Origin of the sequence: Nocardia sp. NPDC127526 (assembly GCF_042672265.1) — a bacterium.
Classification (GTDB): Bacteria; Actinomycetota; Actinomycetes; order Mycobacteriales; family Mycobacteriaceae; genus Nocardia.
This window is the reverse complement of sequence record NZ_JBHXVO010000011.1, coordinates 22,340-37,781: the sequence shown is the minus strand read 5'-3', so window position 1 is coordinate 37,781 and position 15,442 is coordinate 22,340. Positions and strand designations below refer to the sequence as shown.

Below are 15,442 nucleotides of genomic sequence, written 5' to 3'. Positions count from 1 at the left end.
TGGTCAACGCGGTACCTCCGATTGCGCACCCACCCCGCTCACCATGCTGCGCACCTGCCGCGCCGCAACCGACAGCGTGGCCAGGTCGTGGGTTCCGGATTCGAACAGTTCCGAGAGGGCGCTACGCGCGCGCCCCAGCCGGGACTGATTTTTCGACTCCCAGTATGCAATCTTTTCCTCGGCCGTCTCCTCCGGGTCGCCGGCGGAGAGCACGTCGAGGGTCAGCGAGCGCAGCGATCCGTACATGTCGTCGCGCAGCGCGAGCCGGGCCAGCGCATGCCAGCGATCACCGCGTTCCAGGTGGCTGACCGCCTGCAACAGCCAGTCGATCTTGAGGTGGTCATTGAGCGCGTAGTACAGCGCGCCCACCTCCTCACCGCGGCGATCGGTGATATCGGCGATATCGATCACATCCAGCAGCGGGAAGAGATTCAGCAGCCCGAACACCTCGGTCGCCAGCTCGGTGGGCGCGCCCTTGCCGATGATCGCCTGCGACTGCACGTTCAAGGTGTCGATGTGATGCCCGCGCAGCCAGCCCGGCACCTTGGGCGCGAGCCGGTGCACCTCGGTGGCATAGCGGTGGATCTCCGCGCCCACCGCAATCGGCTGCGGCCGGTTGTTGAGCAGCCAGCGCGAGGCGCGATCCAGGGTCCGCTTGGTCTCCAGTTCCAGCGCGTCCTTCATGCTCGTGGAGATCTCCGCGGCGCGAATGCGCTCCCAGATGGTGTGCAGTCCGAAGATCTGCGTCGCGGCGGTGAAGGCCCGCACGGCATCGGAGGCGGTGGCGCCGATCTCCTCGTTGAGCCGGTGCGCGTAGGTGATGCCGCCCAGATCCACCACCTCGTTCACCAGCATGGTGGTGGTGATCTCGCGCCGCAGCCGGTGCCGCTTGATGGCGGCCCCGAATCGATTGCGCAGCGGCGTCGGGAAGTACTGCACCAGCCGCGCGGAGAAGTAGGCGGTGTCGGGCAGATCGCTGGCCAGCAGGTCGGTCTTGAGCGAAAGCTTCACGTGCGCCATGAGATTGGACAGCTCCGGCGAGGTGAGCCCGGTGCCCTCCTCCATGCGCCGCTTCATCTCGATATCGCTGGGCAGCGCCTCCAGTTCGCGGTCCAGGCCGCGCCGGTCCGCCAGATCGTCGATGACGCGCATGTGCACATTGAGCATGCGCGGCGCCTCGGCCCGCGACATGCCCATCAGATAGTTCTGGGACACATTGTCCTGCAGCACCAGCGCCGCGACCTCGTCGGTCATGGAGGCCAGCAGCGGATTTCGCTCGTTCTCCGGCAGCTCGCCGCTGGAGACCACGCCGTCCAGCAGCACCTTGATATTGACCTCGTGGTCGGAGCAGTCCACGCCCGCCGAGTTGTCCAGCGCGTCGGTGTTCATCTTGCCGCCGTGCCGGCAGAACTCGATGCGGCCCAGTGCGGTGGCGCCCAGGTTGCCGCCTTCGCCGATGACCTTGACCCGCAACTCGTTCGCATTCACCCGGACCGCGTCATTGGACTTGTCGCCGACCTCGGCATTGGTCTCGGTGCTCGCCTTGATGTAGGTGCCGATGCCGCCGTTCCACAGCAGTTGCACCGGCGATTTCAGGATGGCGCGCATGAGCTCCGGCGGCGACAGCGCCGTCACGTCGGCGGCCAGCCCGAGCGCCTCGCGGGCCTGCTCGCTGATGGGGACGGATTTCACGGTGCGGTCCCACACGCCGCCGCCCTCGCTGATGAGCGAGCGGTCGTAGTCGGCCCAGGACGAGCGCGGCAGCGCGAACATGCGCGTCCGTTCGGCGAAGGAGCTCACCGCATCCGGATTCGGGTCCAGGAAGATGTGGCGGTGGTCGAAGGCCGCCACCAGGCGGATGTGCTCCGACAGCAGCATGCCGTTGCCGAAGACGTCGCCGCTCATATCGCCGATGCCGACGACGGTGAAATCCTCGCTCTGGGTGTCGATATCCATTTCGGCGAAGTGCCGCTTCACGCTCTCCCACGCGCCGCGGGCGGTGATGCCCATGGCCTTGTGGTCGTAGCCGGCCGAGCCGCCGGAGGCGAAGGCATCGCCGAGCCAGAAACCGTATTGCCGCGCAACGCCATTGGCGATGTCGGAGAAGGTGGCGGTGCCCTTGTCGGCGGCGACCACCAGATAGGTATCGTCACCGTCGCGGCGGCGCACCCGCGCGGGCGGGATGACCTCGCCGGTCGCGCGGTCCACATTGTCGGTGACATCGAGCAGGCCGGAGATGAAAGTGCGGTAGCAGGCCACGCCCTCGGCCTGGAAGGCCTGCCGGTCGGTGACCGGGTCCGCGGTGGCGGCCGGCGGCTGCTTCACCACGAAACCGCCCTTGGCGCCGACCGGCACGATGACAGCGTTCTTCACCGCCTGCGCCTTGACCAGGCCCAGGATCTCGGTGCGGAAGTCTTCGAGGCGGTCCGACCAGCGCAGCCCGCCGCGCGCGACCGGGCCGAAGCGCAGATGCACGCCCTCGACCCGCGGGGAGTACACGAAGATCTCGAATTGCGGCCGCGGCCTGGGCAGTTCGGCGATCTGATGCGGTTCCACCTTGAACGACAGGTAATCCCGCGACCGGCCCTCGGCATCGGTGACGTAGTAGTTGGTGCGCAGCGTCGCCTTGATCAGGCTCAGGATGGCGCGCAGGATGCGGTCGGCGTCCAGGCTCACCACATCGTCGATGCGGCGGCGCACGGCCGCTTCCAGATCCTTGGCGTGGCTCTCGTCGGCGGAGTCCGGATCGAAGACGGCGGCGAACAGGTCCACGAACAGCCGCGCCACATCCGGGTAGGCGAGCAGGACGCGGGCGATATTCGCCTGGGAGTAGGGGAAATCCGCCTGCTGCAGGTATCTGGCGTAGGCGCGCAGGATCGAGACCGAGCGCCAGTGCAGCCCGGCGCGCAGCACCAGCTCATTGAGACTGTCGGCCTCGGCGCGGCCGTACCAGAGCGCCTCGAAGGCCTCGGTGAAGCCTTCCCGCAGGCCGCGCACCTGTTCGTCGAGCACGTTCAGCCGCGCGGAGGACTCCACCAGCTGGGCGTCCATGCTCTGGTCCAGGGCGCTGCGCAGCAGTTCCGGCCGGGCCAGCAGGCCGAAGTCGTAGATCCACTGTTCGGGCCCGCCGTCGAGCTCGAGCTCGTGCGGGCGTTCGTCGATGACCTCCACGCCCAGGCTCTGCAGCACCGGCAGGACCTGGCTCAGCGAGATGCCCTTGCCGCCGATGTAGAGGGAGAAGCGCCACGAGCCGGGCTCGGAGTCGGCATCCCGATACAGGTACTGATCGATGCCGCCGTCCTGCAGGCCCTGCAGCCGGACGATATCGGCCAGGCCGCGCCCGGCCGGGAAGTCTTCTTTGTAGCTCTCCGGGAAGGCGTCGGCGTAGCGCTCGGCTATGGCCGGATCGAGCACGTTGGAGGTCGCCGTCTCATCGCGCAGGTGGTCTTCCCAGGTGCGGCTGGCCTCGGCGAGCAGATGCTGGATGCGCAGCCGGTTCGGTTCGGTGGTGTCGGCGGCGCCGCCCTCATCGGGCAGGCGCACCGTGAAATACACACTGGCCAGGTCGCTTTCGGAGACGCGCGCCGAGTAGTCGATGGAGACGCCGCCCAGTTCGCGCATCAGGATGTCCTGCATCTCCAGGCGCACCCGGGTGGTGTAGCGGTCGCGCGGCAGGTAGACCATGCAGGCCACGAAGCGGCCGTAGCCGTCCATACGCATGAACAGCCGAACCTGGCGGCGCATACCGACATTCAGGACCGCGCTGGCGGTGCGGCGCAGGGTCTCGCCATCGGAGGAGAACAGTTCGGTGCGCGGGAAGGACTGGATGACCTCGAGCATCTCCTGACCGGAGAAGGAGTCCATATCGAAGCCGCTGGCCTCGATGATGGAGCGCACCCGCCGCGAGATGACCGGAATGTCGAGCACGTTCTCGTGCAGGGCATTGACGGTGAAGACGCCGATGAACAGGTGCTCGCCGAGCAGGGCGCCGGAGTCGTCGATCTCGGCCACGCCCACGAAGTAGGGGTAGACCGCGCGGTGCACGGTGGCGGGCACCAGGCCCTGGGTGAGCATGAGCAGCGGCTGGTCGCCGCTGTTGTCGGGCACCCGGAAGTCGGTGCCCACCCGGGGCTGCAGCACGCCGAGGCTGGTTTCGGGCAGGATGACCGACTTCGCCTGCCCCTCGACGGTGGTGCGCTCGTAGCGGGCGTAGCCGAGCACGGTGAAGTTCCCGTCGGCCAGCCAGCGCAGCAGATTGGCGCAATCGCCGAGATCGGTTGCGCTGAAAGGAGATGTGCCGTTCTTGGCGGCCGCCTCGAGCTGCTCGGCCACCCGGGCCTGCGCCTCGCGCATGGCCTCGGTGTCCTCGATGACGCGGCGCACGTCGGTGAGCACGTCGGTGAGGGTGCTGCCGACCCGCTCCAGCAGGTCGCGGCTGGTGGAGGGATGCAGCTGCACGTGCATCCAGGATTCGCGTAATCCGGTGGCGCCGTTGCCGTCCACCTCGTGCGGGACGGCGGTCTCGAGCGCGCCCTCGCCGTCGCGGGTCACCTCGAAGATGGGGTGCACCACCTCGCTCACGCTGACGCCCATGCGGCTCAGCGAGGAGGTGACCGATTCCACCAGCAGCGGCATATCGTCGGTGACCATTTGCACGGCGGCGCCGAGGCCGGACTCGTCATCGGGGTGGTGCACTCGCACGTTCGCAATGCCGGGGGTGCGGCGCATGGCGAGATCGACGTGGCAGCGGAAGATCTGGGTGGAGGTGGCCGGAATGGCGCAGTCCGCGTCCCCGGCGTCGACGTGACGGAAGTACGCCTCCTCGAGGGAAACCAGATTGCCGCGCAGTGAGGCGGGCAAACTCGCAGCCCACGCCGCGCTGGACAATTCGGACGAGACCGTCATTTTCGCCAACTCCTGGGATTCGGTTCCGTAACAAAGTGACGCCGGGTCCGAGAGTAGCTGAGCGGCGGATGTGCCGGGCTGAGTTCTTGCCAATGCCGCGCCCGCGTCGCACACTCCGGACAAACCGGACGGTTCGGCGATTGCCGATGCCACGCGGAATCGCCAGGTCGAGTACGACAAACCTTGCACCAAAACGGATTTCACGCACAAATGCGTACGCGAAATCGACGAGTTCGCTCCTCGATAGCCGTTCACTCTGAAGACATGGAAGAGCCCTCTGGCAAACGTCGAGCTGTCCAGCTATCGACTCCCGGCCGATGCGGGGATGACGAGCGCCATCCCCGCGCGAGCCGGGCTGAGACCGGACCCCGCGGGCCCGGTGCGGATATCGGTTCGAGCTATCCGCGGGTGAGCTTGCGGTGGGTGACCCGGTGCGGACGCGCCGCTTCCGGACCCAGCCGCTCGATCTTGTTCGCCTCGTAGGCCTCGAAGTTGCCCTCGAACCAGAACCACTTGGCGTCGTTGTCGCCGTCGCCCTCCCAGGCCAGGATGTGGGTGCAGGTGCGGTCCAGGAACCAGCGGTCGTGGGAGATGACCACCGAGCAGCCCGCGAAGTTCTCGAGGGCGTTCTCCAGCGAGGACAGGGTTTCGACGTCGAGGTCGTTGGTGGGCTCGTCGAGCAGGATCAGGTTGCCGCCCTGCTTGAGGGTCAGCGCCAGGTTCAGGCGGTTGCGCTCACCACCGGAGAGCACGCCGGCCGGCTTCTGCTGATCCGGGCCCTTGAAGCCGAATGCGGAAACGTAAGCGCGGGACGGCATTTCCTGATTGCCGACCTGGATGAAGTCCAGGCCGTCGGAAACCACCTGCCACACCGTCTTGTTCGGGTCGATGCCGGCGCGGTTCTGGTCGACATAGCTCAGCTTGACCGTCTCGCCGACCTTCACGGTGCCGCTGTCGGGCTGCTCGAGACCGACGATGGTCTTGAACAGCGTCGACTTGCCGACGCCGTTGGGGCCGATGACGCCGACAATGCCGTTGCGCGGCAAGGTGAACGACAGGTCCTTGATGAGCTGGCGGTCGCCGAAGCCCTTGTCCAGGTGGTCGACCTCGACCACGATATTGCCCAGGCGCGGACCGGCCGGAATCTGGATCTCCTCAAAGTCCAGCTTCCGCATCTTCTCGGCCTCGGCCGCCATCTCCTCGTAGCGGCCCAGGCGCGCCTTGTTCTTGGCCTGGCGGGCCTTGGCGCCGGAACGGACCCAGGCCAGCTCGTCCTTGAGGCGTTTCTGCAGCTTCTGGTCCTTCTTGCCCTGGACCTCGAGCCGCTCGGCCTTCTTCTCCAGGTAGGTGGAGTAGTTGCCCTCGTAGGGGAAGGTGCGGCCGCGGTCGAGCTCGAGGATCCAGCCCGCGACATTGTCGAGGAAGTACCGGTCGTGGGTGACGGCCAGCACGGCGCCCGGGTAGTTCGCCAGGAACTGCTCGAGCCACAGCACCGATTCGGCGTCGAGGTGGTTGGTGGGCTCGTCGAGCAGCAGCAGATCGGGCTTGCTCAGCAGCAGCTTGCACAGCGCCACGCGGCGGCGCTCACCACCGGAGAGGTTGGTGACCGGCTCCTCCGGCGGCGGGCAGCGCAGGGCGTCCATGGCCTGCTCCAGCTGGGAGTCCAGATCCCACGCGTCGGCGTGATCCAGCTCCTCCTGCAGCTTGCCCATCTCCTCCATGAGCTCATCGGAGTAGTCGGTGGCCATGAGCTCGGCGATCTCGTTGAAGCGGTCCAGCTTCACCTTGATCTCGCCGAGCCCCTCCTCGACATTGCCGCGAACGGTCTTCTCCTCGTTCAGCGGCGGCTCCTGCTGCAGGATGCCGACAGTCGCGCCCGGCGCCAGCCAGGCATCCCCGTTGTTCGGCTGGTCCAGTCCCGCCATGATCTTCAGCACGCTCGACTTACCGGCGCCGTTCGGACCGACGACACCGATCTTGGCCCCGGGAAGGAAGTTCAAGGTCACATTGTCGAGCACGACCTTGTCGCCATGCGCCTTTCGAACCTTCGTCATCTGGTAAATGAACTCAGCCATATCGGCAAGCCTATCTGTGTTGAGTTGCCGGTTCTCCGGCAGTGTCCGCATCGTCGCGTGGCCCGGGGGCCGGGTCCGGATGGGTGGTGGGGGCGAAGTGTTTGCGCTGTACCGGGGCGGTGCAGCGGGCCAGGTCGGGGCCGAGGGCGAGGGCGCGCATTTCCAGGTCGCTGCGCTCGGCGCCGTCTCGGCTGGTGTATTCGTTGGAGCGGAGTTGGCCGTAGGCGATGATCGGGTCGCCGCGTTGGAGGGAGGACTCGACGCCTTCGACCAGTTTGCGCCAGCAGGTTACCGTCAGATACAGGGTGCCGCCGTCGACCCAGTCGCCGGTGGCCTGATCGAAGCGGCGTGAGGTGCTGGCCAGCCTGAAGGACAACACCTGGTCACCGTTTCCGAATTCCCGTCGTGTGGGATGGGTGACCACTCGCCCGATCACCGCGGTATTCGCCTCGTACATCGCACTCCCCCTTGCTGTTTCGGCTGTGATTCGTTCGTGCCTCCAGCTTGGCCCGTGGCGGGCCCGCGCAACAGCCCTGTTCCGGGGATTGTGGACAACCGCGCGGCATGTGAACAACCGCCACATCAGTGGCGTGAATCCGGTTACAGCGTCGCGAGATCCGTATTGGCCCCGCACAGCACGATGACCGGCCGCTCCCCGGCGGCAGGCACGTACGCACCGCTCTGAATGGCCGCCACGGCGGTCGCCCCGGCCGGTTCGACCACAATGCGGAATTCGCGCCACAGGTATTCGCGCGCCATCACGATGTCGTCATCGCTGACCAGCAGGGATCGCACCTGATAGCGCTTGGCGACCTCCATGGCGATATCGCCGATGCGGCTGGCGCCCAAGGCGTCCGAGGCGACGCTGGACACATCGACCTCGACGGGGTGGCCCGCCGCGAGGGCGGCGTGCAGGGTGGGCGCGCCCTGGGGTTCGACGCCGATCACCCGCCCGCGCAGGCCCAGCGCGATGGCGATGCCGGCCACCAGGCCCCCGCCGCCCACGGCCACCAGCACCGGCGGGCGGCCGCGCACCTGCTCCTCGATCTCCAGCCCGACCACGCCCGCCCCGGCCACGACGGCCGGCTGGTCGTAGGCGTGCAGCTGCATGGCCCCGCGCTCCACGGCCAGTTCCCGGGCGTAGCGGTGGGCCTCGGCGTAAGTGGTTCCGTGCCACAGCACTTCGGCGCCGTGCGACCACATGGCGGCGACCTTGGTGTGCGGGGCCGATTCGGGCACCACCACGGTGCAGGACTTGCCGCGCAGGGCGCTGGCCAGGGCGGCGGCGATGCCGGCATTGCCGCCGGAGGCGAGCACCACGCTGCTGTTGTCCTCGCGGGCCTGCAACAGCGCGTTGAGGCAGCCGCGCACCTTGAACGTGCCCCCGTGCTGCAGGTGCTCGAGCTTGAGCGTGACCGGGACCGGACCGCGCGGCCCCTGGATATCGGTGTGGAAAACCGGTGTCTTGCGGGTGTGCCCGTGCAGCAGGCGTCGTGCCCGCCGGACGTCGGATCGATAGAGCCGCTTGACCTTCCGCGTCAAGGCGACATCACTCACTTGGGTACCTCTCGATCACGCCGGGCGAGCTCGGCGAACATGGCGTTGTGCGCGGCCAGCGCCGCGTCGTCGTCACGGTCGGCTTGGCGGTCGAGCCGTTTGGCCATCCGGTCATCGCTGCGCGACCACTGGATGAGCAGGGCGAGCATCACCACCACGAGCGGGATCTCCCCGCTGGCCCAGGCGAGACCGGCGCCGGTCTTCTGATCGTCGAACAGGTCGATGTTCCAGCCCAGTCCGAGGCTGCGATAGAACCAGCCGCCCATGACCGTCTGCATGCTCATCAGCGCGATGCCGAAGAAGGCGTGGAAGGGCAGCGAGCCGAACACCATGCCCAGCTTGGTGAGCGGCTCCACCTGCCGGGGCTTGGGGTCGATGCCGATGACCACCCAGTAGAAGAGGTATCCGCTGAGCAGGAAGTGCGCGTTCATGATCAGGTGCGCGCCGTGCGAATCGAGCACCTTGTCGAAGATGCCGCCCAGGTAGAGCGCGTAGAACCCGCCCACGAAGAAGACCGACGCCACCACGGGCTGGGTCAGGAAGCGCGAGACCGGATTGTGCACCGCGGCCAGGATCCATTCGCGCGGCCCCGGCGGCTGGTCGCGACCGGCCGGTTGAATCGCCCGCAGCGCCAGCAGAACCGGGCCGCCGAGGGCGAACAGGATGGGCGCGAGCATCGACAGCAGCATGTGCTGGCCCATGTGCACGCTGAACATGGCCGGGGCATAACGGCCGATACCGGAACTGGTCGCGATCAGCAGCGTGGCACAACCCGCCAGCCACGCGATGGTCCGCCCCACCGGCCAGGCGTCGCCGCGGGTGCGCAGCCTCGCCACGCCCCGCAGATAGAGAACGGCCAGCACGATCGAGAGCGTTCCGTAGATCAGATCGAAGCGCCAGTCGAACATGATGCGCGCGACGGTCGGCGGACCGGCCAGGTTGTAGCCGATCTCCACCTCCGCGGGCGTGGGCACCTCGAGCAGGGGCGGCGGCGGGGTGCGGCCGAGACCGACCGCCAGGCCGACGGTGGCCGCGAAGACCAGCGCCTCCACGCCCGCGAACCGGATCAGTGCGGCGCGATCGCTCGGATCCTTCTCCAGATCCGGCAGCGCCCGCTGCCGCTGCAGATAGCCGATCAGCCCGAGCACCAGCAGGGCCGCGGTCTTGGCCAGGATCAACTGCCCGTAAGTAGTACTGAACAGGTCGCCGAATTGCGGCAGCCGCACCCAGGAGTTGATGACGCCGCTGGCCGCGATCACCACGAACGAGATGGTCGCGATGAGCGAGAACCGCCGCGTGGCCAGCGCCGTGTACTTGCCGTCCCGCAAGGCGTAGGCCAGCACCGCGAACAGCCCGCCCACCCAGAAGCACGCGGCCACCAGATGCAGGATCAGGCTGTTGGTCGCCAGGTCGTGCGCGCCGCCCGAGGACGAATGCCCGGTCAGGGCGACCGGCATCAGGCAGATGATCGACCCCCACAGCAGCACCGGAGTCCATCCCCACCGCAGGGCCACCCGGCACCCGACCGCGAGCGCCAGCACGAAGAACACGGTCAGCCGCCACGACGAGGCCACGTCGACCTGATTCGCCGCGCGCCACACCGCTTCCGGCCGCAGATTGTCCAGCACCGGTTGCCCGGTGGTGTCCGACAATGTCAGCGGCACCAGCAATGCGGCCGACGCCGCCCACACCACCGCCGCGTTCCCGGCGCGTCGCAGGGCCCGATACCCCCCGGCATCGAGCACCCCATTGCCCTGCGGCGGCACGAAGAACGCTGCGAACAGCAGCGAGCCCACCACCACCGCGGCGGAAAGATCAGCGAGCGCCCGCACCGCCGGCAGCCCGTACGTGGTGAGCGCCCCCGGATCCGGAATCCCCAGCAGCGTCAGGGCCTGCGCCGCCGACAACGCCACCACCAGCGCCGCAGTCACGGCGGCCACCGCTCCGCCCACAGCGGCGATCGCCGCGAACGTCCCCCCCGAACCCGACCGGGTAGCTCGAACGTCGGCTGCTGCGGGCGGGTCCTGCGGTGACGACATACGCCCAGGGTAGTTCGGACTACCCGTCCCGACTCCCCTGGGGTTTCCCGTCCCCCGGTCTGCACAACGGCCCCGACGCGCCGAACAGTTGCTAGGCGACCACCCATTCCCGATCTGGACGCTCGCTATACTTAACCCGCTGGACACCAAGACCGATTTCGGTCAAGGTGTTTGGTGCCCGCATCAACGCCGATGCCCCGCACTGCCTCCGTAGCTCAGTTGGATAGAGCAAGGGCCTTCTAATCCCTAGGTCGCAGGTTCGATTCCTGCCGGGGGCGCTTCTCCACCCTGCCGTGCGCACAGCACGACAGGTTCACAGGTACCCATACCGATCGGCTCTCAAACCGGCGGGTTGTGGTGGCGCTCCTATTCCTCTTAATTGATGTGTATCGGCGGGGTTGCTGGGGCGGCGAATTGGAGACCATTTGGTTTGGTGGGGGTGGGGGCGCGGATAATATTCGGGGGTCTTGTAGGAACGACTCCGGGCGGTCGAGATTTTTGGGCGTTTACCAGCCGACGTTCGGGACCGTGCTGCGGCGGCTGCGGGATGAGCGGGGGGTGTCGCGGGAGAGGCTGGCGGCGGCCACGAATGTGAGTGCCAGTTACATCACGCACTTGGAGAATGGGCAGCGGGGGCGGCCGACGCATGCGGTGGTGGAGGTGTTGACGGGGTTTTTGCATGGGGTGCGGCCGTTGAGTACGGCGGAGCGCCGGCATTTGTTCGATCTGGCCAAGCTGGATGTGGTGGGGCTGCCGTCGCTAGACGATCTGCGGGGGGCGCTGTCGCAGAGTTCGCTGGATGCGCTGCGGCGGCATGAGCCGTGGCCTGCGGTTTATCTCGATACTCGCTCGAATGTGCTGGCTTGCAACGAGTCCTATGGGCGGACCTTCAGCGGGATCCTCGACAACGGGAGCATTCTGCGCTGGCTGTTCCGGGACGAGCGCTCGAAGCGGGTGCTGGTCGAATGGGAGCACGAGGCCATGCTCACGGTGGCGCTGTTCCAGGGGTTCATGGGCAGGTCCGACCATCCGGAGTGGTGGGCCGACAGCATCGACGAACTCTCCGATTGCCCGGAATTCCAGCGCATCTGGAACAGCTGTGAGGCCGGATATGGGCGCGATCCGGCATGGATGGCGCTGCGGCGGGCGGATTCCGGCGAGGAGTATCAGCTGGATTTGCGAGTATTCCAATTCGATTCCGTCGAATATCGCGACCGGATTCTTTTCGTGGCGGGATTCGGAACGAGCACCGAGAACAACGGCTGATTCGTTCCCGGCTGCGCACGGGGCCGGTTCGGGGGCTGTGGCCGGTTCGGCCAACCATGTGACGTGCGCCGTCAACGCGCGGGCCGGCACGGGGTCATACAGTCGGCGGCACGACTCGATGTTCCGGGAGATGGGCATGACCGGTGGCCGGTGGAAGCGCGGCGCGGCCGTGTGCGCGGTGGCGACCGCCCTGCACGTGGCGGCCTCGACTACGGCTCTGTCCGATCCGGGCGGGCAGGTGTTCGGGCCGGAACGCGCGGTACCGGTGACGGTCTGCGGCAACTCGCCTACGGCGGAGGCCATTGCGACCGGTGATTTCACCGGTGACGGACGCGCCGATGTGGCGTTGACCGATCTGTGCGCCTTCGGCATTCGTGTGCTGGCGGGGCGGGGCGACGGCACTTTCGAGCCGGGGCGGCACTTCTTCACCGGTGTGGTGCCGGACGGGATCACCGCCGCCGACCTCGACGGGGACGGCCGGCTCGATCTGATCGTCGCCAATGGGCTCGGCGATCTCGTGGTCCTCTTCGGCGATGGTCTCGGCGGATTCGCCGAGCAGGGCAGGTATTTCGCGCAGGGACTCGCCCCGGGGGCGGTGCGGGCGGCCGACTTCGACGAGGACGGGCGGCTGGATTTCGCGGTGGCGGCGACACCGTCGGCGGTGTTCCGCAACAATGGCGACCGGACCTTCACCGGCAGCACGCTCATGGCCGGGATTGCCAGCGTCGGGCTGGAGACGGCCGATTTCGACGCCGACGGCAATGCCGACATCGTGGTGGCGAGCGGCTTCCCGGTTGTACTGAATGTGTTGTACGGCAATGGGACCGGGGGCTTCGGCCGGAATCGCACGCTGCTCGCCCCGGATCTGGTCCAGGAGGCCATCCGGGTCGCCGATATCGACCACGATGGCCGTCCGGATATCGTCGGCGTGACCAGCCTGGGCGGGGTCAATGTGTGGCTGGGCGGGGAAACCGGTCCGCGACAGTCGAACTGGACGATCGGCACGCCGGGGAATGCCGGGCTCGCGCTGGCCGATTTCGACGGTGACGGGCACGTGGACATGGTGGCCGCGGATTCCATCACGCTCAATATCACGCTGTGGCGCGGTGACGGCACGGGCAGATTCACACGCGCCGAATGGCATTCCGCGCCGGCCTCGGTCGAATCGGTGGAGGCCGTCGATCTCAACGGCGACGGAAGGCTCGACCTCGTGGCCGGTCCCATGATCGGTCCGTGGCTGTCCACCTACCTGCACAACTGAGGGTCTCGATCATGGATGGACTGGGCTGGCCCGCACCCCGCGAACCACGGTTGCGTCCGCGCTGGGGGTGGCTGCGCTATGCGTTCCCCGGTTCCACCCAGGTGTGCTGGATCGGCACGGCGCACCCGCGCCTGCTGGCGGTGCTGTTCGCGCTGGAAGCGCCCGCCGAATTCGGGCAGGGCCTGCTGGCGACGCTGCGGCACCGGGATCTGGAACTCCTTGTGCTGCGGGCCAGCTGGAATGCCGGGCACTTCTATCACTATTCGGTGCACGCGCTGTGGGCGCGCATCCGCGAGCGCGCGGGCTTCCTGGACTCGGTGCACGCGGGTTCCGCCGACCGTCGCTGGAACGACCGTCAGGCGGCTCTGTTGTGCGCGGCCGACGAACTGCACGAGCACCTCGCCATCACCCCGGAGACCATCGCCCGCTTGCGCGAACTCGGGATCGGTGACCGTGAGTTGGTGGAAATCTGTTTCGTCACTGCCCATTACGAGCTCATCGGCATGCTGGAGGAGAGCGCCGGTATGCCGCCGGAACCGCTGCTGGGCAGGCCGCGCTCGGGCACGGGCGCACAGCCTCGCCGGCGGCGCACCGGAATCCGCGGGCGGGCACCGGGATTGAACCCCGCCACCCCGTGGACTCCGGGCGATACCGCGCTCGCCCCGCATCGCGCGCTCCGCACCATTGTGGGCTGGTACGGCCGCACCATGGCACGCGTCAGCACCCTCGATGCCGTTGAAATCGGTGCGTTGCTGCAACCTTCGCCCGATACCGGCACCGAGCGGGCGCGGCTGCTGCACCGCGCGATCACCGAACTCGACCGCGAGTACTTCCTGTCCGACGGCACCTGGCGAGAACTGCTGAACCACCTCACGATTCGGCAGATCATGGAGTTGTGCGTGCTGGTCGGTCACTACCGCACCCACGAGATGCTGGCGAACACCATGGCCAACACCGCCGACGTCTCCGAGTGATCAATCCACTGGCACGGCCGCGCGGACGCGGGGCAGCAGGGTGATGCGGGCATTGTCGGCCGGACTGAGGCCGGTGTGATAGCGGCGCGGCGGTTCCGGGGGGCCTGGAATGGCGGCGATGCGGCGCTGTTCCAGGACGGTGCGGAAGAGGATGCGCGCCTCGGCCAGGGCGAATTGGGCCCCCAGGCAGCGGTGCGGTCCGGCGCCGAAGGTGAGCCAGGTGTGGCCGTTGGGACGGTCGTCGAGGAACCGTTCGGGGCGGAAGGTCAGCGGATCGGGATAGTGCTGCTCGGATTCGTGAATGAGCAGGATGGGCACGATGACAATGGCGCCCTTGGGAATCCGCACGCCATTGACCACGGTGTCGCGCAGTGCGCGCCGGCCGGTGAACGGGGACACCGGTCGCAGGCGCATGGTCTCGGCGACGACGGCATCGAGGTAGGCGTCCAGACGCGCGTGGTCGCCCGCGTCGGCGGCGGCGTCCACCTCGGCCATGGCCTCGGGGTGGCCGGCCAGCATGGCGGCGATCCAGCCGAGGGTGATGGCGGTGGTCTCGTACGCGCCGAGCAGGACGCCGCGCATATTGCGGGCCAGCGCCGGATCATCGTGCTGGTCCAGATCGGTATTGATGTAGCGGGACAGCACATCCCGCCGCCCGGCCTCGGCGGGCTTCGCACGGCGGGCGGCGATCTCCTCGAGGATGACCACGTCCACCTCGGCCCGGCGGCGGTTCAGCGGCGGGTACGGCGGGGTCCAACCACCGAACAGCGGGGTGAGCAGGGTGACGGCGAGGAAGCCGCGGCTCTCGATCTCGCCGAACCACGCGGCGATCGCCTCCTTCAGGCGGTCGCGGCGCTCCGGCGCCACATCGCCGAAGACGACGCCGAGCAGGACGCCGATGGCCAGGTCGTAGCCGGCCTTCAGGAATTCGAACGGTTCGCCGACCGGCCACTTCGGCAGTTCCCGCCGCACCACCTCGACCATGAGCTCTTCATAGGACTTCAGTGCCTTGCTCTGGAAGGGCGGCGAGAACAGCTTGCGCTCACGGCGATGATCGTCGCCGTCGAGGAAGATGAGGGTCTGCGTGCCGAACATGCGGTCGTGGCTGGACAGCCGGCTCAGCACCTGGCCGACGGAGAAATCGTCGTGGTTGGTGAAAACCTCGCGCACATCGTCCATGTCGTGGGTGATCATCATGGTCGGCAGGCCCGGCGGCGAGATGACGAACCGTTTCCCGAGGTCCAGCAACGGCGAACGGTGGGTGCCGGGGCGCAGCAGCGCCCCGAGTCGCCCCAGCTCGCGGGTGCGTAGCCGGGGAAGTTGCCGCAGCGATACCGGGTTGTCTGACACGTAGCCATCCTCACT

At 67.7% G+C, this 15,442-nt stretch carries 9 protein-coding genes, 1 tRNA gene and 1 pseudogene; 5 read left to right on the top strand and 6 right to left on the bottom strand.

Annotated elements, in window-relative coordinates; translation table 11 throughout:
* Positions 1–3 precede the first annotated feature (3 nt).
* The 5 genes from ACFVIV_RS19835 to ACFVIV_RS19815 all read right to left on the bottom strand — a co-directional run bounded on the left by ACFVIV_RS19835 (position 4) and on the right by ACFVIV_RS19815 (position 10,576).
* Complete coding sequence (locus ACFVIV_RS19835; protein ID WP_379198279.1) at positions 4–4,905, bottom strand: NAD-glutamate dehydrogenase; 4,902 nt, start codon at positions 4,903–4,905, stop codon at positions 4–6.
* Between the two features lie 398 nt (positions 4,906–5,303).
* Positions 5,304–6,980 (bottom strand): energy-dependent translational throttle protein EttA, encoded by a 1,677-nt coding sequence (gene ettA, locus ACFVIV_RS19830; protein WP_379198277.1) that lies wholly within the window; start codon positions 6,978–6,980, stop codon positions 5,304–5,306.
* A 10-nt stretch (positions 6,981–6,990) separates the two neighbouring features.
* Positions 6,991–7,437, bottom strand: coding sequence for a single-stranded DNA-binding protein (locus ACFVIV_RS19825; RefSeq protein ID WP_379198275.1), 447 nt, complete (start codon positions 7,435–7,437; stop codon positions 6,991–6,993).
* A 143-nt stretch (positions 7,438–7,580) separates the two neighbouring features.
* A complete protein-coding gene (locus tag ACFVIV_RS19820; protein ID WP_379198273.1) occupies positions 7,581–8,537 on the bottom strand; it encodes a threonine/serine dehydratase in 957 nt (318 codons plus the stop codon).
* On the bottom strand, positions 8,534–10,576 hold the full coding sequence (locus ACFVIV_RS19815; protein ID WP_379198271.1) for a cytochrome c oxidase assembly protein: 2,043 nt from the start codon (positions 10,574–10,576) through the stop codon (positions 8,534–8,536). Before ACFVIV_RS19815 ends, ACFVIV_RS19820 begins: the two co-directional genes overlap by 4 nt.
* 204 nt (positions 10,577–10,780) lie before the next feature.
* On the opposite strand from ACFVIV_RS19815, the gene ACFVIV_RS19810 reads away from it, so the two are divergent.
* The 5 genes and pseudogenes from ACFVIV_RS19810 to ACFVIV_RS19790 all read left to right on the top strand — a co-directional run bounded on the left by ACFVIV_RS19810 (position 10,781) and on the right by ACFVIV_RS19790 (position 14,077).
* Positions 10,781–10,854, top strand: a tRNA-Arg gene (locus tag ACFVIV_RS19810).
* Positions 10,855–10,930: 76 nt separating this feature from the next.
* A pseudogene (locus ACFVIV_RS19805) lies at positions 10,931–11,233 on the top strand (helix-turn-helix domain-containing protein); the annotation flags it as partial.
* 36 nt (positions 11,234–11,269) lie between these two features.
* Entirely contained in the window at positions 11,270–11,842 is a 573-nt protein-coding gene (locus ACFVIV_RS19800; protein WP_379198511.1) for an XRE family transcriptional regulator, read from the top strand.
* A 136-nt stretch (positions 11,843–11,978) separates the two neighbouring features.
* Complete coding sequence (locus ACFVIV_RS19795; protein ID WP_379198269.1) at positions 11,979–13,103, top strand: FG-GAP repeat domain-containing protein; 1,125 nt, start codon at positions 11,979–11,981, stop codon at positions 13,101–13,103.
* An 11-nt stretch (positions 13,104–13,114) separates the two neighbouring features.
* Positions 13,115–14,077: a carboxymuconolactone decarboxylase family protein gene (locus ACFVIV_RS19790; RefSeq protein WP_379198267.1), complete on the top strand. Its 963-nt coding sequence runs from the start codon at positions 13,115–13,117 to the stop codon at positions 14,075–14,077.
* Here the strand turns inward: ACFVIV_RS19790 and ACFVIV_RS19785 are convergent, their stop codons facing one another.
* The gene (locus ACFVIV_RS19785) at positions 14,078–15,427 is read right to left on the bottom strand and encodes a cytochrome P450 (protein WP_379198265.1); all 1,350 of its coding nucleotides are present in this window, start codon (positions 15,425–15,427) and stop codon (positions 14,078–14,080) included. It abuts the gene before it with no gap.
* Between the last annotated feature and the right edge of the window lie 15 nt (positions 15,428–15,442).

What these genes read in the sequence shown, in the direction of transcription:
- ACFVIV_RS19825 (WP_379198275.1), bottom strand. Translation starts at nt 7,437, where the DNA reads ATGTACGAGGCGAATACCGCGGTGATCGGGCGAGTGGTCACCCATCCC.
- ACFVIV_RS19815 (WP_379198271.1), bottom strand. Translation starts at nt 10,576, where the DNA reads ATGTCGTCACCGCAGGACCCGCCCGCAGCAGCCGACGTTCGAGCTACC.
- ettA (WP_379198277.1), bottom strand. Translation starts at nt 6,980, where the DNA reads ATGGCTGAGTTCATTTACCAGATGACGAAGGTTCGAAAGGCGCATGGC.
- ACFVIV_RS19790 (WP_379198267.1), top strand. Translation starts at nt 13,115, where the DNA reads ATGGATGGACTGGGCTGGCCCGCACCCCGCGAACCACGGTTGCGTCCG.
- ACFVIV_RS19795 (WP_379198269.1), top strand. Translation starts at nt 11,979, where the DNA reads ATGACCGGTGGCCGGTGGAAGCGCGGCGCGGCCGTGTGCGCGGTGGCG.
- ACFVIV_RS19835 (WP_379198279.1), bottom strand. Translation starts at nt 4,905, where the DNA reads ATGACGGTCTCGTCCGAATTGTCCAGCGCGGCGTGGGCTGCGAGTTTG.